Annotated in this window: 17 protein-coding genes; 11 read left to right on the top strand and 6 right to left on the bottom strand. The window is 43.2% G+C overall.

From position 1 onward, the window contains the following. Positions 1-14: 14 nt before the first annotated feature. From ACSW3C_RS09260 to ACSW3C_RS09245, 4 genes are all read right to left on the bottom strand, one after another. The gene (locus ACSW3C_RS09260; RefSeq protein ID WP_486562266.1) at positions 15-1,787 is read right to left on the bottom strand and encodes a TcaA NTF2-like domain-containing protein; all 1,773 of its coding nucleotides are present in this window, start codon (positions 1,785-1,787) and stop codon (positions 15-17) included. A 16-nt stretch (positions 1,788-1,803) separates the two neighbouring features. Continuing rightward, complete coding sequence (locus tag ACSW3C_RS09255) at positions 1,804-1,929, bottom strand: hypothetical protein (RefSeq protein WP_486562265.1); 126 nt, start codon at positions 1,927-1,929, stop codon at positions 1,804-1,806. 159 nt (positions 1,930-2,088) lie between these two features. Then, a complete protein-coding gene (locus tag ACSW3C_RS09250) occupies positions 2,089-2,895 on the bottom strand; it encodes a hypothetical protein (RefSeq protein WP_486562264.1) in 807 nt (268 codons plus the stop codon). A 19-nt stretch (positions 2,896-2,914) separates the two neighbouring features. Continuing rightward, positions 2,915-4,039 carry a TcaA NTF2-like domain-containing protein gene (locus ACSW3C_RS09245; protein ID WP_486562263.1) on the bottom strand — a complete coding sequence of 375 codons (1,125 nt, stop codon included), beginning with the start codon at positions 4,037-4,039 and terminating at the stop codon, positions 2,915-2,917. 621 nt (positions 4,040-4,660) lie between these two features. On the opposite strand from ACSW3C_RS09245, the gene ACSW3C_RS09240 reads away from it, so the two are divergent. The 6 genes from ACSW3C_RS09240 to ACSW3C_RS09215 all read left to right on the top strand — a co-directional run bounded on the left by ACSW3C_RS09240 (position 4,661) and on the right by ACSW3C_RS09215 (position 9,555). After that, a complete protein-coding gene (locus ACSW3C_RS09240; RefSeq protein WP_486562262.1) occupies positions 4,661-4,834 on the top strand; it encodes a hypothetical protein in 174 nt (57 codons plus the stop codon). A gap of 479 nt (positions 4,835-5,313) precedes the next feature. Then, positions 5,314-5,619 (top strand): hypothetical protein, encoded by a 306-nt coding sequence (locus ACSW3C_RS09235; RefSeq protein ID WP_486562261.1) that lies wholly within the window; start codon positions 5,314-5,316, stop codon positions 5,617-5,619. A gap of 1 nt (position 5,620) precedes the next feature. Beyond that, positions 5,621-7,327: a hypothetical protein gene (locus ACSW3C_RS09230; RefSeq protein ID WP_486562260.1), complete on the top strand. Its 1,707-nt coding sequence runs from the start codon at positions 5,621-5,623 to the stop codon at positions 7,325-7,327. 7 nt (positions 7,328-7,334) lie between these two features. Next, a complete protein-coding gene (locus tag ACSW3C_RS09225) occupies positions 7,335-7,499 on the top strand; it encodes a hypothetical protein (protein WP_486562259.1) in 165 nt (54 codons plus the stop codon). Next, on the top strand, positions 7,496-8,008 hold the full coding sequence (locus ACSW3C_RS09220) for a hypothetical protein (protein WP_486562258.1): 513 nt from the start codon (positions 7,496-7,498) through the stop codon (positions 8,006-8,008). Before ACSW3C_RS09225 ends, ACSW3C_RS09220 begins: the two co-directional genes overlap by 4 nt. Before the next feature lie 173 nt (positions 8,009-8,181). Then, positions 8,182-9,555, top strand: coding sequence for an AAA family ATPase (locus tag ACSW3C_RS09215; RefSeq protein ID WP_486562257.1), 1,374 nt, complete (start codon positions 8,182-8,184; stop codon positions 9,553-9,555). Positions 9,556-9,998: 443 nt separating this feature from the next. Here the strand turns inward: ACSW3C_RS09215 and ACSW3C_RS09210 are convergent, their stop codons facing one another. Further along, the gene (locus ACSW3C_RS09210; RefSeq protein ID WP_486562256.1) at positions 9,999-10,481 is read right to left on the bottom strand and encodes a VanZ family protein; all 483 of its coding nucleotides are present in this window, start codon (positions 10,479-10,481) and stop codon (positions 9,999-10,001) included. A 307-nt stretch (positions 10,482-10,788) separates the two neighbouring features. Here ACSW3C_RS09210 and ACSW3C_RS09205 point away from each other — a divergent pair, with 307 nt between their 5' ends. Beyond that, positions 10,789-12,027, top strand: coding sequence for a CAP domain-containing protein (locus tag ACSW3C_RS09205; RefSeq protein ID WP_486562255.1), 1,239 nt, complete (start codon positions 10,789-10,791; stop codon positions 12,025-12,027). A 74-nt stretch (positions 12,028-12,101) separates the two neighbouring features. After that, positions 12,102-13,091: an S-layer homology domain-containing protein gene (locus tag ACSW3C_RS09200; protein ID WP_486562254.1), complete on the top strand. Its 990-nt coding sequence runs from the start codon at positions 12,102-12,104 to the stop codon at positions 13,089-13,091. An 811-nt stretch (positions 13,092-13,902) separates the two neighbouring features. Here ACSW3C_RS09200 and ACSW3C_RS09195 read toward each other — a convergent pair. Next, positions 13,903-15,717 carry an outer membrane protein assembly factor BamB family protein gene (locus ACSW3C_RS09195; protein WP_486562253.1) on the bottom strand — a complete coding sequence of 605 codons (1,815 nt, stop codon included), beginning with the start codon at positions 15,715-15,717 and terminating at the stop codon, positions 13,903-13,905. A 193-nt stretch (positions 15,718-15,910) separates the two neighbouring features. On the opposite strand from ACSW3C_RS09195, the gene ACSW3C_RS09190 reads away from it, so the two are divergent. From ACSW3C_RS09190 to ACSW3C_RS09180, 3 genes are all read left to right on the top strand, one after another. Continuing rightward, positions 15,911-17,416 (top strand): DUF5050 domain-containing protein, encoded by a 1,506-nt coding sequence (locus ACSW3C_RS09190; RefSeq protein WP_486562252.1) that lies wholly within the window; start codon positions 15,911-15,913, stop codon positions 17,414-17,416. A 173-nt stretch (positions 17,417-17,589) separates the two neighbouring features. After that, a complete protein-coding gene (locus ACSW3C_RS09185; RefSeq protein ID WP_486562251.1) occupies positions 17,590-18,996 on the top strand; it encodes a tetratricopeptide repeat-containing diguanylate cyclase in 1,407 nt (468 codons plus the stop codon). A 470-nt stretch (positions 18,997-19,466) separates the two neighbouring features. Further along, positions 19,467-20,948, top strand: a complete 1,482-nt coding sequence (locus ACSW3C_RS09180) for a sodium:solute symporter family protein (RefSeq protein WP_486562250.1) — start codon at positions 19,467-19,469, stop codon at positions 20,946-20,948. Positions 20,949-20,963 lie beyond the last annotated feature (15 nt).

Genomic DNA, 20,963 nt, shown 5'->3' with positions numbered 1-20,963 from the left:
CAGGCTCAATGAAATTAAATCTCCTTCGTCGAAATAAGCCGATCGACCAGGTACTCGCCATCCACAAGTTGAACGAGTGTGACCGTCCTGAATTTCTTAGTGACGGTGCCATCCGGCCGGTAAATTTCAAATGACTCGATCGTTGTGACCTGGTAACTGCCGTTTTGTAGATCCTCGACCTTCTCGAGATCTGTGGAGAGCAGTCGTTCTGTGATGTTTTTCGAATCCAGGTAAACAATGTAGTCGCTTGCTTCTTTTCTACGAGGTCCGTCTTCCGTAATGTAGTGTTCCACAATCGAGAAATCTCGGGCATTAATTGCGGCAACGCTTCTTTCGTTGAATTCATACATGAAATCTTGCAGGTTCTGTTCGAGTTTCTTGCTCTTCGCGGCTTCGACGAGTTGGCCGGAAGGAGAATACACTGTGCCTGCGCCTTTCTTTTCGTTCGAAATGTCGTAATAACTGTAGTTATCTCTTTCGCAATTGTTCACAACCCAGGAGGAATCACTGGCTGAATAGTAGAGGTCGGACACGCAGGTGTTATAGCCTTCGTCTAATTCCGGTTCTTCGCCTATGTCATGGAAATTGGAGTTGAAATGGAGTTCCGTTACGAGTTGGACTCCGGTTTCCGTAGGATAGGCACTATCGATATCAAACCCCGCTAACTCGAAACTCCCTGTAAAGTAATAACCATCATTTTTGTAGCTCTCCACTGTTTCGGCAAGCTTTTTCTTATAGGAATCCGTAACGGATGTCATCTTGTCTGCCGAATGAGTGGCTAACATTTGAGCATATTCGTCGCCATATACGGTCAACGTGTTGAGGATATCGTCAATCTGCTTTTCGCTCAAAACCGCCAAGTCCATTTCCATATAGTTGCTTTCAATCGGGGTTGATTCAGAAAATACTTCTCCCCATGGCAATTCGACTCCCACTTTCGCTGTTTGGGAACCGTTTAACAGGATAGGGCCGACTTGTTGGGTGCTTCCTTCATCCACTTCGATACGTTTGGAACCAAGTTGTATCCATTGTTTGAAGCCAGTATAATTTTCATAATTGGAAATGACGAATTCTACTTTGCCGATGTTCAGATCTAGCGGCAGCCATACCGCGTCACTATCGGGATCCGCTAAAACTAATTCTGTTTCGGCTGAACTTGTGCCAAAATCGCTGACAAATTCAGCGGATACGACATAAGCCCCCGGCGAAAAGGGACCGAGTGTTGTCATTCCGTTATTTTTATTTAAGATTGGCGCATCCACGCCATCCAAACGAAAACTGACGCCTTCTGTTTCTCCTGCCAATTCTGCGTATTGATCAATGACCTGGACAGAGTGTTTGGGATATAATCCAAGAAACTTTCCGGCTGGGACGACATTATTTAACTGTCTGAGTACCGTCTTTTTCTCTTGTTTTGCAAGTCGGATGAATGCTTCTGCTTCTTTTTCGGTAAGCGCTTTTCCGTCTTCCCGAATGGTCAGTTTGCTGAGCTGCGAAGCATCTTGATCCGCAACGGCTTTGTCAAAACGCTGCTGGACTGCTTCAGCGGCAAAATAATGATTCGCCCACACACTAAACCCAATCACCAGAGCAGCGATGGCACCAATAATGCTGTATATAACTTTCTGGCGCTTAGTTAGCGGCCGTTTAGGAGCTGCTGGGACGGATGGAGCTTTCTGTGCTGGTACTGCCTGCTCTACAGGTGCCGGCAGACGAACGCCGCATTCAGTACAAATTTTGTCATGTTCATTTGCGGGCTTCCCGCATTCCGTACAAAATCGTTTCATTCTGTTTTAGCCCCCCTTACATCCAATAACCAATTTCGTCGATTAACTGGCCAATTGCTGCCTGGTCAGCTGAAAGGGGCTGTCCGTGTTTCCCGCAAAATTTACCACCCGATTGTTGGTGGCGGCAATTCGTACAAATCATTAATGTTCCTCCATAATAGACAATTTTGTAATCAAAACGTTATTAATTTGCCAGATGAAAAGAGTGGTATGTAATTTCTTAATATCAGGAAACGGGGGGATAAAGCCCCCCTGTTCCCGACGAGACAATTCAAAATCTCAGTTGATGGCAGGCCGTTCCTTATGATAGGTAGTTGAGCATGTCACCAATTGCCGAGTCTACGATGAAAAAGCCGACAATGGCACCAAAGATGACAGTGATGACCAAATAGAACATATACGCGTAGAAGCTGTCGATACCTTTTGACTTCAAGCTTAGCTGTCTGATGAGCACGAAGATTGGAATGATGCCAAATGCGATGGCTGCGCCAAAATAAATAATAATGGAAGCGACCGTATAGGATTTTAAAAGAGCAAGCAATATGCCAGCAAGTGAAAGGACTAGTGGTACACCGAAGTATCCGCCAAATCTAGCAATCACATCGGTAAATTTCATGTCTTCAGAGAATAATTTACATGTAATAAATACAGCGAGTCCGTTGATGCCAATCAAGATGATAAAGAAAATAGCTGCATAGAAGAAAATCTGGAAAAACGACGGTCCGACGTACCCGAAGTAGGAATTACCCAAAATACCTCTTAGCAAAGTGTAGATCGCAATGGATGTAAGAAGAATGTATACCACAATGCTGATCAAGCTGTTTTTCGTATCCCCATGAGCCGAAGGCGTCTTTAATTGCTGCTTGAAATAGCTGAGATAGGCTTTCGATTCTTGCTTTAGTTTATCGATTTGCTCATTGCTTTGTTGAGTCGGTTGAACAGGTTGAGATGGTTGAACGGGCTGAACTGGTGGTACCGATTGTGCCGTTGCTGCCGATTCTTGAGCTGCACTCACTGTATCAGTCATCTGGTCGACCATCTTCCCTCCGCATTTTCCGCAAAAGTTCCCTTCTTGTTGCAGATTCCCGCATGTAGAACAAGTTTTCATAGTAGTCATCTCCCTTAAATTAAAATTTTGTCTTTTTCGTATCCACATCTACAATTTCATCAATGAATATGTCATCACCGACATAGGAAAACACATATTTTTTTGTACGTTCATAGTGGAGATTTCCATCTGTAGCGGATGAAAAATCAAATGTTTCAAAAGACATTAGTACAAATTCGTTATCTGAAGCTGCTTGTACATCCGTGATGTCATTTAACAGAAAGTCATAGTAATAGCCAGGGATATCATTATGGTCATTAACGAATTTTGCATAATCCCTTTTAATCTTACTGCCATCCTTAAAGTAATTTTCGATATAGCGGAAGTCCGCATAATAGATAGCTGTTGAATAATCAGACCGGAATTGTTTGTAAAACTCCCGAATTTCCTGTTCTCGCTCTTGCATGCGTTGTTCCTTTCGGAAATGTTCAAACGGTAGATAAATCGAATCACTATCTAGTGAAAGGACATCGGATTTTACTTCATTTCCATCCTGATTCGTTGCCACTGCGTAGATTTCCATTGCTGGATTGATCTGAGCAGGGTAGAGGCTATCCAATTCACTAACTGTTTTGCCCGTCGATTTCCCTCCGACAAAAACGATCGCATCCTCAATGTCAGACGCAACTGAAATACTAGTGAAATCCCATTCTACATCTAGCAAGGCAGCGTTTTCTGAGTTGTAATAGAGAGGATAAGAGCCTTTGCCTGCAACCGGCATGATCCCGTCCTTGTACTCATAGGACCAATCGTACGTCCCGGGTATGTAATCTCCAATAACGATCTGTTCATTCGCTTTTTGGCTGACCACTTCCTTGCCATTGAACGTAAAGGCCATTCCCTCATAAGGTGCTTGAACGCGAACTTCAATTGGAATGACAGTAAATTCAACGTCATGGTACAAGCCGAAAAGAAGAGGTTTTTTAGATAGGGAGATAAATTCTCCTTCGTTATAAATAATATCGGTATGCTCTTTTCTCTTACTCTTTTCGACTTCATCGATCAGCTCTTCCCGGAGACGGCTCCAGCCGTACTCATTCACTGTCGCATAAAAGTGCTGTGCATCGGCAACAGTCCCTTGCTTGAAATGAAATGCGTTGAAGAATGCTTCTTTGTCTTGGCTGTTGTACGCATTGTTCATCACTTCAATTTTTTTGCGGGATCATAATGATGGCTTACAACCAAATGGGCAATCAGGCCTACCAAGAGAACAAAGCAAAATACCGATAAGAGCACTTTTTGCAGTTTGCTCATCGGTTTCTTAGGCATCGGTTTTTCTACAACGATAGGCTGGGGCGCGACAAGAACCGAGGAATCTTTCTCGTCTTGTAGCGTCTGTCCGCACTTTGTGCAAAAAATGGTTTCCGACTTGTTCTGCTGACCACAATTTTGCAAAACGACATAAATTCTACTCCTTTCGAAATTATCAATTACCAGTATACAAGGTAAAATGTAGGAATAATAGAATGGGTAAATATTATTATTTGTCAATGTGTTATTGATATGATTTTGCTATAACTAATTCACCTGGAATCGATTTGGATTTTCTATATGTATCAATTGAAAGGTATGATTTTTCTTTATAAGAACAAAAATTTCTATGCTTCCAATAAGTCGTTTTGTGCAGGAATATCCCGTTGTACGAAGTGGGAAATGCAATTTACCCTCATGGGAAATGAAAGGATGTGTGTTACAATCCAGACCACAAATATGCGCATACATCTGGGATGAGTCGAGAGAACTAATGAGCTAGCCTGAAATCGAGATGAAATTTTGGTTTAGAAATGAAGCTCTCCGTCGCTCATCTCCAGTCCATAATAATGTCATCATTGGCGAAAGTGCTTGGGCCAATTTATTGATGATCGGAACCGGTATTCATCGTAACTATGCACATGTTTGGTTTGGAGAAGAAACAGATCCGGCAGGCGAGATGAAATGAGTTCTATAGCAGAGCCAATTATAATAATTGATCTGTAGAAAAATGTAAAAAAACTAATGTTAATTTTAGCTGGTTAAGGTGCTAAATGTTGCTTAAGGAAGTAGTTGAGTTATGTATTATACACAGCTTAGTTCGTTATTCTGGCAACGAATAGTAAGGTCGGATCAGCTTGGAGAATTTCATAACGTAACTGTTTGTACTTAATTTATTAATAATATTTTCAAATAAGTATAAATTAATATTAAATAAGAGTTGGAAATATAGTATAGTAGTTAATATGACATGGTTAATATATCACGCTCTAAAATGAATTAAAGGGGGGAGAAAGCTTGATAGTAAATCGAAAAAAAACAAGGGTATCCATGGAGGCACCCAGGACCACTGAATCACTTCAACCGGTAAACTCATTAATATTGCGGCAAAAAAGATCTTCTGAGTTCGTCCAACTAGTTCAGCAATTGGATGTAGGGCATGGTACGATGTCGAAAACTGAAATAGAACAACTCATTTCAAACATTAAACAAGAGTTTCCGGTGCGTGAAGCAATATCTACTCTACAAGGCATTATTGCCAAGTGTTATTTGGGGAAAGAGTTTGAGGTTCATATGCTGGATATGAAACTAGATATTCTACAGCATTATAAATATCATGAATCTTTGCCTCCTGAGCTGCAAAAAGCGAGGTCTCTCGCAAGCACATCATTTTACGAATACATAGAAGTATACGAAACAACGTTATGTGCCGTTCAAGCAAATGGAACCGTTTCGATAATAGGGAGGGATTAAGATGGGAGAACGCGTTATTCACACAGCAGATTTGTCGCATATAGAAAACAGCCTGGGGAATCTGCGAAATGATTTGCGTTTTGTTTCTGATCAAGTAGGAGAAGTCGATAATCGTGTTGCAAATACACAGTATGATTTAGAGCAGCTAACCAAGGAATTTCATCAGTTTATCCAGACAGACTTGCTCGCTAAAAACGTTCAGTTGTCCGAGACACGTTTAGTTAAGATTCGCCAAGAGCTTGAAAAAGAGTATGGGCATTATTCCGAAGTAAGGCGATCAGTCATCGGTATCTTACAAGCAGTAGACAATAGTATTGTGAGAAAAGAAACGATCAATAGTGCATCCGAAGAACAAATGATTTTAGCTCCACGTTATTGGCTCGCACCTTGTTTAATCGCCTTATCTGCATGGATTAATGACAATAAAGAACTTGCGAATAAAGCACTGAAAGAGGCATTGAAGCGTAACGAGGAAAAAACAACTCTATTCTTTGCATTAGTATCTAGACGTATTGGTCGATATCATGCTAGTACAACATGGCTCAACCGATACTTGGGAATTCAAAACCCTTACGAATTGGAACGCAGTATTGTTGTGTTGATTGACGGATTCACCAACGGTATTTTCGGACCAGAAGCCAGAAAGAAAAGTGGAGAATCCATAACTGAATGGATTGATGAATTATCCGGTCGGCCTGATTTTGTAGAGCTCCAAATGGCTCAGTGGACTGAGGCGATAAAAAGTAAGGTGTCCAACATTGATTATGGAAATAATTATCAGTATCTGAGGGAATATTCACCTCAATGGACATCGTTGAATCAGTTAATGCAATATGCAGATGTGCACGAAAAAATGGAAAATATGTTTATCACAATTTTAGGGACACCAGTAACTCCAGAAAAGTCAATCGCTATTGCCGTTGATGCAATATTAGATAAACTGATTATTGAGTTCGATGAAGAAGAACTTCCTTTAAGAAGAAAAGAACGATTGGAAGAGCTGGTCATTGAAAATGAGGGAGATCGTACACACGCTGAGCAACTCTTTTCAAATGAGAAGAGTCTAGAAAAAAAAGTTAGTTTCACACAATTACTGACGAATTTTGTGATGCATCCAGAAGTTTCGAATTCCTCCATTGCCACACAGAAACTTGGATTGGCTTTATCGAAAAAATGGATTATTGCTGCTCATGATGATTTTACAGCAGAATACAGATCGAAAAAGCCGACTTCGATTGATATCCAATTTGGCGACTGGACAGGTACAACAATTGACGCGACTAATGAGATGGAGCTTTCTGCCTCTTTACAGCAACATGTCGAAGGGCTGAAGGCACGGGATATTGAAAACACTAGGAAGTCAAACGGCTTTATGAAAAAAATCATAGGAATGGCAGCAGGACTTGGCCTGGCGATCTTTGTATGGCCGGTGCTCATACTCATTACCGGATTCTTTGCATGGTCTTATTGGAAGGAAAAGAAAGGAATCGATAAAAAAATCGCAACGATTACAGCTCAATACAATCAATACTATGAGAATCATCGTGAAATTCTTCGTGCTACTTTGGCTGAATACGTTGATTGGCAACAAGCATTTGAAAAAGAAACGGATAATGCGAAGAAAATCGAAGAACTACTTGAACCAGTTACTGTTGAGCAATATAGCTTTTCAAACTATGATTCAGCAAGAAGTATTCTAGCGAGGTGATATCGAAATGAATGAACACGAAGAGACAAAAGAGCTAATTGAACTCGAAGAGGCGGGTCGGAATATCCCTGCTACCCAAACAGTGAACGAAGCCCTAGCATCCAGCTTCCCAGCCTGGGATCTGTTGCCGCCAGAAACAATGGTAAAACGAAATGGAAGTAGATTCAGTTGAAGAAATTTCAAACCTACCATGAATGGGTAACGATGATTCAAAATTTGTCGGATGAACCATTCAATGAGAACTACATCGCTGCAATTAAGAATTCCAATTTTGAAATGACACCTTTATTAGCAGATAAGTTCTTAACTCAATACAGTGCGATGTTGAATCGACTTTTTGACCATGGAGCTGAATCTCTTCAAGAAGAGTTCAAGCATACAAATGGACGCGAAGAAGCGATTCTGATGGCTCTAATGACGCAAAAAAGAAGAATGAAAACATTGATGGAGTTATGTTGCCTACCATTTTTTGAAGAAGAACTTCGAAATAATTTAAAAGGAATTGTCCGCCAGGCGGCAGATCAAATGCAGGCTTCTTTAGAAGACTCTGCAAGAACAGACCGTTCCGGAAGGATGGCGTATCTAATCAAAAACAATGCAATTAATCGGCTTGCTCATGAGGATGAAGAAAGTTCTTCATTTCATCCAATAAAGAAAGGAAGGAGACAAATCCTTATATGACCAACTCAAAAGAATGCAAGGACATCTTACGAAGATACTTGAAGGCGAGGATTCCCTTTATTTCTATAAGGACAAACGAACGGAACCGAGCCTTGGAAATAATCGCAGAACTGAATGAGGATATGGGAATACCTATTTTTTACCACACTATTTCTCAAGGAACTCGGGAACTTTTGACAAACAGAATGGTGAATGAGGATCGTTCTGTAATTGGTGGTCTAGATTACGCTGTACAGCGTATTAGCCAGCAACAAAATAATTCTTTTGTATTCACGGACGTTCAAGATATTGAAGATGATTCGCTATTAACAAGGCAATTTCAAGATATTGTTATGGTTGCTCCCAATACAGGAGGCTCCCTGATCGTCATTACAAACTCGTCCATCTCAAGCGGTCTTCAGAGATTGGGGATGTCGGTTACCTTGTCCCCGCCTGATGAAGATGAAATGGCGGAAATTATTCGTGAGAACATCGAGCCGTATAAAAACAGTATTACGATTGAATGGGATGACTCTGACATTAATGTTGCAGCTGCCATTCTTGCTGGCGTTAGTCAAATTGAAGCCGAAAATATTATCGCAACCTTACTAGCTAACGGCCGTATCTTGAAGTCAGACATTCAAGAGCTGATGCAGGCGAAGGACCAGATCTTTGCCGATATTTCTGGCATTGAGAGAGTCCACGTTCGAAATGATTATGAAGTAGGCGGTTTAGAAGGCTTGAAACTTTGGCTTAGTATGAACGAGAAGTTGCTGACTGCTGACCTGAGGGAAAGTGGAATTCGTCCTCCGAGAGGCATTTTGCTCGTCGGGGTTCCTGGTTGCGGCAAGTCATTATCTGCCAAAGCTATTTCCTCGATGTGGAAATTGCCCCTTTATCGATTAGATCTCTCGACTATTCACGGACAATATCTGGGGCAAAGTGAGTCGCGTTTAAAAGAAGCGTTGCAGACAGCAGACCATGTGGCACCTTGTATTTTGTGGATTGATGAGATTGAAAAAGGACTGGCAGGCGCTACGGGTGGAGGAGATGGAGGAACTTCAACTCGCATTGTAGGACAATTCCTATATTGGTTACAGGAAAGTCTAGCACGTGTATTCGTTGTCGCAACAGCCAACGACGTATCCAAATTGCCGCCAGAGCTATTGCGCAGAGGCCGTTTTGATGAGTTATTCTTTGTAGATCTACCTACACCTGTGGAAAGAGAAGAGATTATTAAAATCTACACTAAGAAAGGTCTGGGTATAGAATTGGAGGAAGAGCTTGTCGGAAAGTTGGTCCGCCTATCAGAAGGATTTGCAGGATCCGATTTGGAAGCGGCAGTAAGAGAAGTAGTAAAACAGTCCATCGTTAAAGGGAAAGATACGATAACGAACGAAACGTTTATCAGCTATTTCCAAAATATTGTTCCACTCTCTCAAACGAGCCCTGAACAAATTGCGGATATTCGATTATGGGGCAGAGAACGAGCGGTTCCTGCTGGAAAACCACCCGAACATAGTGAGCAAGGTACTGTCAAAAATACAGGCCGTGCAGTCATTGTGTAATCTTCATTTAATCTTTGAGTAAAACGAAGAAAAGTCCTGTTTACTACTTACGGAACTGACCTGGAAAAATGAGACAAATAAAAAACGCCTTTCGTTGAAAGTAGGGTATGGGACCTTATGTATTCAATGTGAAGGTGTTTTTTATGGTAACTCCATCGCTTTCGACAGTCTGTAGGAAAACAATGAATAAAGAATCGCTGTTTATAGGTTGTTTAATTACTGCCTCAAAACGACAATCAGTGCCCTAATAGCCAGGTGGATTATTAAGACCTTTAAACTTTATTAAACAACCGAATGTGTCTTTATAATGTCTGGTTTTTCAAATAAATAGCGTCTTCAAATTTCTTAATAATCCGATAAATTGTTCTCTGCTAATAAAAGTTCCCTTTCCATATTGTCCGATTGAGAAGTTATAATAAAAAACCACTCGGCCACAGGTAGGGCTAACGCGGTTTTCTTTGTTTCTGCATCGAGGATCGAACAACCAGCATGAAACGGAGAAGGACCAGGCATGTGAATGCACCGGCTGTATCCAACAGAACATCATACCAGGAAGCGGTCCTTCCACCTGTTAACGACTGGTGAAATTCATCAGCCATGGCAATAATCGCGGTTCCAAGAAGGGCGAAGAAAGTCCGGAACCGAGAAGACGGGAGAGCGAAATAAGCACCGATCGCTAGAAGCCCGAACGTGAAGAAGTGGGCTGCTTTTCGCACTAGAAATTCGACAAAGTAATAATAGCCACGTTCCTCTACGGAGACAATTCTGCCCCAATACGGGATTTGCAAGTGAGATAACAGGCCTTCAAGTGGTTTATTGGGAAGCCATTGTTTCAAGGTGGGAACAATGGTTTGCTGCTCATACGTTTGACCGGATGAAAAAAAGAGGAGTAATAGGATTGCTAAAACGAATAAATATTTTCTCATAATGTGACTGTACCATATTTGGATAGGTCTTTTAAGATGCTTCGTTCCTAAAATGCGTTAGAAAGCTGCGGCAGGAAGACTGGTGACAGTATGAGGTTGCAACTTTACATCCAATGGTAATTTCATATTTGTAACGAAAAGTCCTAAGCGGAATCTATCTAGTTTCATTTATTTAGTTCTATTTTCATGGTATATTGTGATTGGATAGATAATTGGATTGATTTACATATTGTTACACGGAACAAGAGTTGGTTAACAGGCGTGGTTTAGTGTTCTGAAAATTCATTTATTAAAAGGAGAGGGAAGCATGCACAGAAGAAGGATAGTACCTGCAATGATTTTTGTATTCAGCTTACTAGCACTGGGACTTCTGGCGCCATCAACGACAGTGGCGGCAAATATGCTGGATACCTACAAGAAGGAAGAACAAAAGTTGCTAACAGAGCAACGTAAACTGTCCCAACAAATAGAACAAGATCAATCCAAGCTCGATTCGTTACTGCGCGAAAGCAAGGCAATTTCGATGGACGCGCAAAAGGTGCGTGGGGAATTGGACGCGGTACAAGCCAAATTGACAGACCAAAGAAAACAAGTCTCTTCGCTGAATCAGAAAATCAAAGAGTATAGGAAAAAGAATAAGAAGTTAGCCAGTGGAACGAAACAGCAAAAAGCAAAATACCAAAGGGAACTAGCTACCCTGCAAACAGACTATAAAAAAGTACAAGCGAAAGTGGAATCACTTGTAAAAGAAAGAGAACGAATTAACCAGCGATACACTGCGATTAAACAGAAAGTAGAACAAAATCGAAATGCCGTTGCCAAGTCTCGCAATAGTGTAGCTGCCAATAAAGGAAGAGCGGGCCAGATTGCATCGAACCTTTCCAAAGTGAAGTATCAAATTCTCACGGAAGAAGCATTGATTGCTAGTAAACTTCCGGCTGGATCGAAACCATCCAACACACAAGATACTGCAAGGGAACCTGAACCGACAGGGGATGCACCTGTATCATCCGGTTCACAAGTGAAAGACAACTATGCAATTGATGCTGCTACGTTAACGGAGAAAGAAAAAGAACTCGCTAAGTTGATTAACGACTATCGTATCTCACTTGGTCTCAAGCCTTTACCGATTTCCAAATCATTGACCACTGTGGCGCGCACTCATGTAGTGGATTCAAATCTATACGCTCCAGAAAAAAACGTCGATGTTCGGGGAGTGAAATGTAATCTACACAGTTGGTCCAGCAATGGGAAATGGAGTGATGTGTGTTACACTCCTGATCACAAATATGCGAAAAATATATGGGATAAACCGAGAGAAATAACGAGCTACCCTGGAAACGGCTATGAAATTTCGGTTTATTACAGTGCGGAAATGACTCCGGCAATCGCTCTCAAAGCATGGCAAGAATCACCTGGGCATAATAATGTCATCATTGGCGATGGAGCTTGGTCCGAATTATCGATGATGGGAGTCGGGATTCATGGAAACTATGCACACGTTTGGTTTGGCGAGGAAAGGGATCCGGCTGGGGAGATGAAGTGATGTAGCTCATTTCATAATGCCTCTTTACACAATATATACCATGACATCATCGTAGCTTGATTGGGGGATTCAAAATGAAGAAAATACGAATGTCGATTGCATTAATCGTACTTGCAGTGCCATCAATATTAGCTCCAATTTCTGGAGAGGCCAAAGTGATAACATTTAAAGATGTTCAAGCCACGCATGCGAATTACACGGAAATTATGGAGATGGCAGGCAAAGGGATTATTAGTGGTTATCCTGATGGAACCTTCAAACCAAACCAAAATATTTCCCGTAAGCATGTGGCCACATTACTTTCACGTGCATTTCCAGAAAAACCAGTTCGTATATATCGGGCCGAGGACTTAAACAAAAGTGACCCGTACTACAACGATATCATGCGTGCATTGGGAAGCGACTGGTTACGAACGACATCCACGTTTAAGGTTCGTCCAAATGACAATATGACGCGCGGTGAAATGGCTATCGCATTAGGTGCCCTATTACCTGACGACATGTATAAAGCGGATTCGAAGAAGTTTAAAGACGTTACAGGACGATACGAATACGAAGTTACCAAAATTGTAGCAGCCGGTATTGCAAATGGTTATCCAGACGATACATTCAAACCGGATGAGCCGTTAACTCGCGCTCACTATACGACTTTCATGTATCGTACGCTAGATTACTTAGCAAAGAATCCAGAGGCTAATGAATACGCAAAGAACCCATTATACACGAACGCTTACATCATTAAGTTTCCTATGTTTGAGCTTCCTAACCCGAAAGGTCAAACATATGAAGCTGCACAAGCGTTGATGAAGAAGTATAAAGATGCGATGCCTAGAGGTTCGTTCTGGGGATTATTCTCGACTGAATCTGAGATGTCGTACAACTCGATACTTAAACAAACAAGCAAAGCCTCCGGTGTATCTAAAGAAAAAGTTGCTGAAATGATAGATCATGCAGCAAAGACAGGAGAAGTTGTGAAATTCACAGGAACGAATGGAAAAGCTTATTTTCTATTTATCCAATTTAGCACTTCCTCTGTGATGATAGGAGAAGACCATCTTAAATAAGTAATAGTAAACTTTCGTCTTGCAGGTGTTTACTGCTCCCGGCAGAACAGAGTTGCGGAAAATACAACTTGGAAATGTTGAGACCGGCAACTCTGCACATGCCGGTCTTGCATCATTTCATTATCATTCTGACTCGCGCATAACCCTTCACCCTCTCCAACATAAAAAGCACCTTGTTACAACCCTTAGATGGTGAAGGGCATTCAGCGCGAAATGGAGTGGGAGACGACCCATTAATTTACCGCGGACAAGTTGTTAATTATCTGAGGAATCCCGGCACCGAGAAAATGCCTTGAGGCGAGCATAAACCTGGCAACCCCGCGCATAAGCAAGCGCCAGCCGCGCATACGAGACCGATACCCGCGCATAAGCAAGTGCCAGCCGCGCATACGAGACCGGTACCCGCGCATAAGCAAGCGCCAGCCGCGCATACGAGACCGATACCCGCGCATAAGCAAGTGCTAGCCGCGCATACGAGACCGGTACCCGCGCATAAGCAAGTGCTAGCCGCGCATACGAGACCGGTACCCGCGCATAAGCAAGCGCCAGCCGCGCATACGAGACCGATACCCGCGCATAAGCAAGCGCCAGCCGCGCATACGAGACCGATACCCGCGCATAAGCAAGCGCCAGCCGCGCATACGAGACCGGTACCCGCGCATAAGCAAGGCTAGCCGCGCATACGAGACCGGTACCCGCGCATAAGCAAGCGTAACCCGCGCATACCGACCTTCCCACAACACATCTCTCCCTCAAACCAATAAAAAAAACCACCTGACTAGTCCTACTAGCCAAGTGGTTTTTACACCCATCATTCTCCAAGCTTATAAAGCCGATTATACGCCTCATGCGATACAGCCAAGTAAACTGACCGATCATGGCCAATCAGCAAGTTGCTGTCGGCTTCTTCTGCTGCATTCGGAAGTGTGTATTTCTGCAACAAGCGGCCGTCGCCCGTGAAGGTGATGATGGTATCAGCGGAATTGTACAGTTTCCAAATGCTGTACAAAGTGCCGTTTGCATCAACCGTGAGGGCGGCTTGGCCGAAGTCGTCTGTGTTTTCGTATGTCCAAGCAGTCTGTCCGTTTGAATGAAGAGCTGCGATTTTATTATGGCCGGCGACATATAGCATTCCATTCGGGCCGGCAATGACGGAAGATAAGGTAGTTGGTTCGACTGCATCGCTCCGCCATTTTTCCTTGCCTTCCGGCGTAATGGCGACGATTCCTCCGCTTGAGATGTGATCATCTGCTTCGAGCGCGAAGTAGGTCGCTGCGATATAAACCGTGCCGTCCGGGCCGAGTGATAAGGTGCCGTCGTATGCTTTGGTTTGGGTTACCCATTTGGTTGTACCGTTTGGTGCTAGGGCAAACAGATTGCCGGTACGTCCCAGCATATAGATCGTTCCGTTATCCGCAACAACGGGATAGCGGCTGGCAGCGGAGCGTGAGTCTTCGTCGAGTGCACGGCTCCATGCTTCTTTTCCGTCGGGCTGGATAGCTACTACCCTCAGTCCTTCTCCGACAAATGGCGTGTGGGTGGCGATGATCCTGCCTTCGTTGTCGAGTGTGAGCGACCCGTTCACGCCTAATTTCTTTTCCCATTTCATCTTTCCACTAGGAGAGAATGCAAACATTGACACGTCTCCATACGCGTAAATCGTTCCGTCTTTCCCGATGACGGGAGATGCTTTGCCTGATCCGATCGTGCGCTCCCATAGCAGTTTTCCGTTTGGATTAATGGCGTACAGCTTTCCAGCCGCACTCGGGTCGTACAAAAATCCTTCTTGCACATACAGCGTGCCATCCCGCCCGATGACCGGAGAATGGGTCAAAGTGAAAAGAGAACCCGGTGCCCGGTCATAGTCGAAGGAAATATGCCACGCTTCTCGGAATTTTGTCGGTCCACTGAATCGGGACAAGCGATTCCATGCAGTAGCGGTTGGTTGTAATGCCGTTGTGTCAAAGCCGTTTGCTAGCCCAGTGCCTGCTCGGAAAGGGGGCACGTTGAGCGGTTTAGATTCTGTTGCTTCTTCGTCCTTTCCGGTCGAGTCTACAGGTTTTGAGATGCCTAGATTAGACAGCCGCTGGAAGAAGGCGGCTGCATGGGCACGCGTGATCGTACCAGTCGGATCGTATTGTTCAAGTTTAGTTCCTTTCCCGGTGCGTCCGGTTGTGATGCCCTGTTCATACATCCAATCCACGACATCCGCAAGATTGCCATCTATGCCATTGAGATTTCCCAAGATCTCAGCATACAGTCCGCGGGTGGCGGGTTCGTTCCGCTTTTGGAGTGTTTGATAGCCTTTAAGCGGCAGCCCATATTGTTTCGCTGCGGCATAATAAGGATCTGACCAATGCTTTTGATTGGCAACGGCCGGCACCTCATCATTCAAGAAGTAGCGGAATGTAATTGCGACAAGCTGCGCTTCCGTGAGTTTAGTATTCGGCTTATATGTACCATCCTCATAGCCCTTCACAAGCCCGTTGGCATTAGCCCACATAATGGCGTCGGAAGCCCAGTGGGATGCGGAAACATCTTTGAAAGGCGCTGTTTGCGCTTTTGCGGTTGCCGCCGTGAATAAAAAAGGGATGAGCAATAAAACCAGGAATCTTCTTAATTTCAAGGGGTCCTCCTCCTTATGAATAAAAATACGTACATAATGTAACATGATTTATAGGGAGGAATCCTCTGTTGATTTCACTATTATTAAATAGTAAGTTCTATAATTTCTGAGTATCTATAGTAGTATAGTCCCTTAGATTTCGAGTGACTCGGCAGTATAATTAGCTTATAAAAATACGAAGGAGGCATACCACTTGAAAGGAAGGATTGCAGGAATCATCGCAATCGCATTGCTTGTAGGCGGTTGTGAAGAAACTACACCAGAGAAGGAAATCGCAACAAAACCATCCATTGAGAAAGTGGAAGCGGCCGTCGCCGAAAGCGGCGATCAGACAACTGAAGCAGACCTATACACGGAAGGGACTGTCCTGCCGGCACGCTTAGTTTGGGAAAGCGAATCGCGGCTGTTCAATACAAATCAGGACATGCTGTTTAGCGACAGCAAAGAAGAAGGCGGCAAGAATTATTTGCTGGACGAAGTGACCGATGGCGAATCGAAAATTACTTCATTAACAGTAGACGGCGATTGGGTTTATTACATGAAGGGCAATTCGCTTTGGAAAGTGAAGCGCAACGGACAGGACAAGCAAGCATTGCGGATAGAAGATGGTAAAGAGCATCTCATCATGACGTATCTGGCATATCAAGACCATTTGTACTTCATCAGCAAAGAGCGATTTGCAGACAATGCCTCGGCAGATGTCCTTATGCGCATGGATGGAAATGGCGGGAAGCTTACCACACTTTTTGATGATCCAGCAGAGGGTATTATCAACGACATTTACATACGTGATGGAAAGCTTTATTTCACGACAACCCAGCTTAAAGGCTCATCCTATGTCACCTTCCTTCATACGATTGATGTAGAAACAGAAGAGCTGGCGACAGTTATGGAAGTGAGTGAGCTAACTTCTTATCAAATCGTCGGGGACTGGGTGTATTATATTGAAAACGAACGGTTGTTTAAACGGAAACTGGATGGGACGAAGAAAGTCCAACTGCTGGAGGATCCGGTCGTAAATTTCTTTGTCTATGATAACCGTATGATTTTGCAGCAACCGCAAGGCATTTACATAACGGAAGGTTCGAAAACACTCGACGGTATGCCCGTTACAGCAGTCGAGCGTCAGGCAAATTTTATTAGTCCTCATTCCACAGGCGTAAATTATCTACTGCTAAATGGCGATCAACTTGACCTGTATGGAATTGATTATGAAGACACAGTCGAACCGGAGACGGATGTAGCGTGGGATGAGTCCGCGTATGATGATTTCCACGCCCAACTCTACAGCATCTATGACGAACTGCTGGCGCGGCGTGATCCATTTACCATCGCTGAGATGGAGGAAGAGGAATCCACCCGCTTGACGGGCGGCGATAACTACTTCGTCAATGGTCATATCCTCGGGGCGACCAAGACGCTGCTATTTGGCGTAACGAACTTGGATGAAGAATCGCTCCGCAGTATTAGTGTAGATGAAAATGCCATGAAAAAACTTGTATCTAATACAGCAGCATTCATCAAACCAGACCAGCCATACGGCGGATATGGAAGCTATCGTGTGCAAGCAGTTGATGAAAATACAATCCACGTCGAGCAAGGAGATGTCGAAGCGGAAATTACTTTCAAGCTCATTGGCGATACGTATTATTTTGAGAAAATGACAGGGACGAAATTGATGGTCGTTCCGCCAAAATAAAAAATTATAAGAAGGACTTCATCTCAAATAGTAGATGAGGTCCTTTATTATGAATAAAAATACAGTATTTCCATGGATAATAGTTCCGCTAACAAGATTATTATGATACTATAGTAATAATATCATTTATTATCAATAGTCTATTTTTACTACTACATGTGAGGTGCAGATCCATGGAGAAAGAAGAATTGAGGGACTTACAACAAAAAGCATCGCAACTACGGGTGGAAGGAAAATATAAAGAAGCAATCGAATGTAGCAATGAACTTCTCGAGGGAGGGCTCATGCATGAGGATCATAAGTCTGTCTTAACAGCTTATATTGTCCTGGCCACCTCTTATTATTGCCTGGGTGACATTTCAGAAGCTTTCCAAGTCATCGATCTCTATTTGGAATATGTCGCAGATCATGGAGATAGAAACGACGATTTAAATGGGTTTAATATCTTGTTTTTATTGTACGAGCATAACAAAGAATATGGTAAAGCGAAGGACATACTAGAAAGAGTCATTTCATTAGGGATGGAGCTGGGCCATTACAATATCGTCAGTAATGCGTACAGTAATTACAGCTCAGTATATGCATCAGAAGGAGATTATGCATCAGCATTAGAACAGGCACTCCACGGGTGGGAAGCAGCCAAAAAGCATGAGCCGGCAACTCCTATACTGGAATATCGAGTTAAATTGAACGTGGTGAACGCGCACATCGGACTGAACCAGTTGGAAGAAGCGGGTCGAATGGTAGAGGAGATGGTGAACAGCCCGCTGCTCGACTCCTTTCCGAGAGAAAAGGCGCAAACGTTTGACCTGTACGGCCGGTACTGGATGGCGAGGGAAGAGTACCTCGAAGCCCTTCATGCGTTGAATAAGTCAAAGGAAGTGGCAGAGGAAATCAGTGATACGAAATTACTGAAGAACATTCAGAATAAAAGAATGGAATTGTGCAAGCTGACCGGGGACATGGAGCTCGGTTACAAGGTGCAGCAGGAATATATCGAGCTGCTCCAGGACATTCGAGAGCATGAAATTGCTATGACGGTGGCCCGGATGGAAGTGAAGCACAGCCTGGCGGAAATGGAAAAGAAGGTCCACCTCGATTATTTGACAGGCTTGTATAATCGCCGCTATACGGAATCGACTGCGAATGAGTGGCTGCTAAATGCGGTCCAAACAAAGGAAAGCATCGTCTGCATCGCGCTCGATCTCGATAATCTGAAGACGATTAACGACACATATGGGCACCTGCTCGGAGACAATGTCATTAAGGAAATGGGAAGAGCCTGCAGGCAACGACTGCGGAACTCAGACTTAATGGGCCGTTTCGGCGGCGATGAATTTGTCATCTTTTTGCGCCATATGACGTTGGAGGATGGACGTCGCAAGGCGCAACAATTGAGCAAAGCGATCCAGGAACTACGCATCCAGGCAGAAGGGGAGGTCATCCCAATTACCTGCAGCATCGGAATCGCGGACAATCAGCAAGGCCGCATCTCCACATTCGACGAATTGTTTGATCTCGCGGACCAGGCGCTGTATCAGGCGAAGCAGGACGGGAAGAATCGGATTTGTTTGGTGTGAAGTTAGGGAAGATGGTATTCGCGTATTTGGCAAGCAATGTGAATAAGAGGTATGGTTGGCAGATCAATTGACTTAATTAGGTTCTAAGAGATATATACTGTAGAAGTACGGGATCCAACTCTTTCTTTTAGTAATGACAAAGGGAATTTGTTTGCATGTAACTTATTTTCATTTAAACGAGGAATTATTTTTACTTACAATACCTCGTGAATAAGGATTATTTTGTCTGGTGAAATGAAAACTATTTGAAGAGAAGAAAAATGTAATAAGTGATTTTTGGTAATAATGGCCTTGGACAGGAACAACTGAACCAAGGCTTTTTAATATTTTTTAAGTCTTATTCAGTGGAATAAGACTAGATTAAATTTCATATAGTACGACAAAGTCAGAAAGAAATTAATCTTTACATTATTTTAAATGTATGATACTTTTTATTTAGTCATAGACTATGATTAAAAGGGGGAGAGGGAATGGCGTTTTTAGATTGGGGTGCTGTTGTTTTATTTTTCGTTGCAATGGTCGCGATTGGATTATGGTCTTACAAGAAAGTCAGTGGGTCGGAAGACTTTTTTGTCGCTGGTGGGAAGCTGCCTTGGTGGTTGTCAGGAATTTCACATCACGTTTCAGGGTATAGTGGAGCAGTTTTTGTTGCCTATGCAGGACTTGCTTATACGCACGGTTTCAGTATTTATATCTGGTGGGCGGTAACAATCACAATCGCTGTGATTGTAGGTGCACTAACCTTGGCGCCAAGATGGGCCAGACTACGTATTAATTATAATATCGAGTCGCCTACTGAATATTTATCCACACGATATAATGTGCCAACGCAACAATTAATGGCTTGGTGCGGAGTTTTGTTAAAGTTGTTCGACGTAGGCGCGAAATGGGCTGCCATTGGTATTTTGTTAAATATCTTCACAGGCATCCCAATCATTTACGGTATTCTCGTGTCAGGTGTTGTTTCTCTTATTTACATTACAATTGGGGGGCTTTGGGCAGATGTTTGGACAGACTTTGCACAATTTATCGTTCAGATTGTAGCGGGTCTAGTTATGTTCTTTGTCGTTATGAATCTACTTGGTGGTCCAAGTTCATTAACTGGTATTTGGGAGCAACTGCCTAAAGAGAACTCTGCACTATTTAGGGAGCCTTATACAATTTGGTATGTCTTCTTCTACTTCTTTGTAGTGTTTTTAAGCTACAACGGGGGTACGTGGAACTTGGCCACACGCTATATTTCATCACCATCTGGTAAAGATGCGAAGAAGAGCGGAATATTATCAGGTATTCTATACCTAATCTGGCCATTATTTCTGTTCTTTCCGATGTGGGCGGCGCCGATTATCTTGCCTGGTTTGACAGACCCTACACAATCATATGGATTGATGGCTCAGGAGCTATTGCCGGCAGGGTTGGTAGGTTTGGTATTAGCGGGCCTGTTTGCAGCAACAATGTCAATGACATCTTCTGATGCTAATACGATATCAGCAGTCATCACTAGGGATATACTTCCAGTAATGTCGGCGAAGTTTAAAAATTTGACGCAAAAAGAATCTTTAAAGATTGCTCGTATCACAACATTTACTTTCACATTTGTAACATTACTCATCGGGATACAGGCTGAAAGCTTTGGCGGAGTATTAGGCCTAATCATCTCCTGGTTTGGTGCCTTGATCGGTCCAATTTCCATTCCGATGTTGCTTGGCCTATTCCCGCAGTTTAAACATTCGGATTCCAAGGCGGCAATTACATCAATCCTTGCCGGGCTTGCCACATTTGTCATCACTAAATATGTTGTGACAGTGCCTCTGTCGTTAGCTGTCGGCCTTCCTGTCATGATTTCTGCAATCGTTTACATTGGCATGGGGCTGCTAAATCGCAAAAAAACAGTTGCTCCTGAAGTGGAGGCATTGATTGCGGCAGTCAGCACTGACGAACAAAGAGTGTAAGGAGTTGTAAAAAGC

It is taken from the genome of Sporosarcina sp. AD_1 (assembly GCF_057373025.1).
The sequence above is the reverse complement of the archived record's forward strand: the minus strand, read 5'-3'. Positions and strand labels throughout refer to the sequence as shown.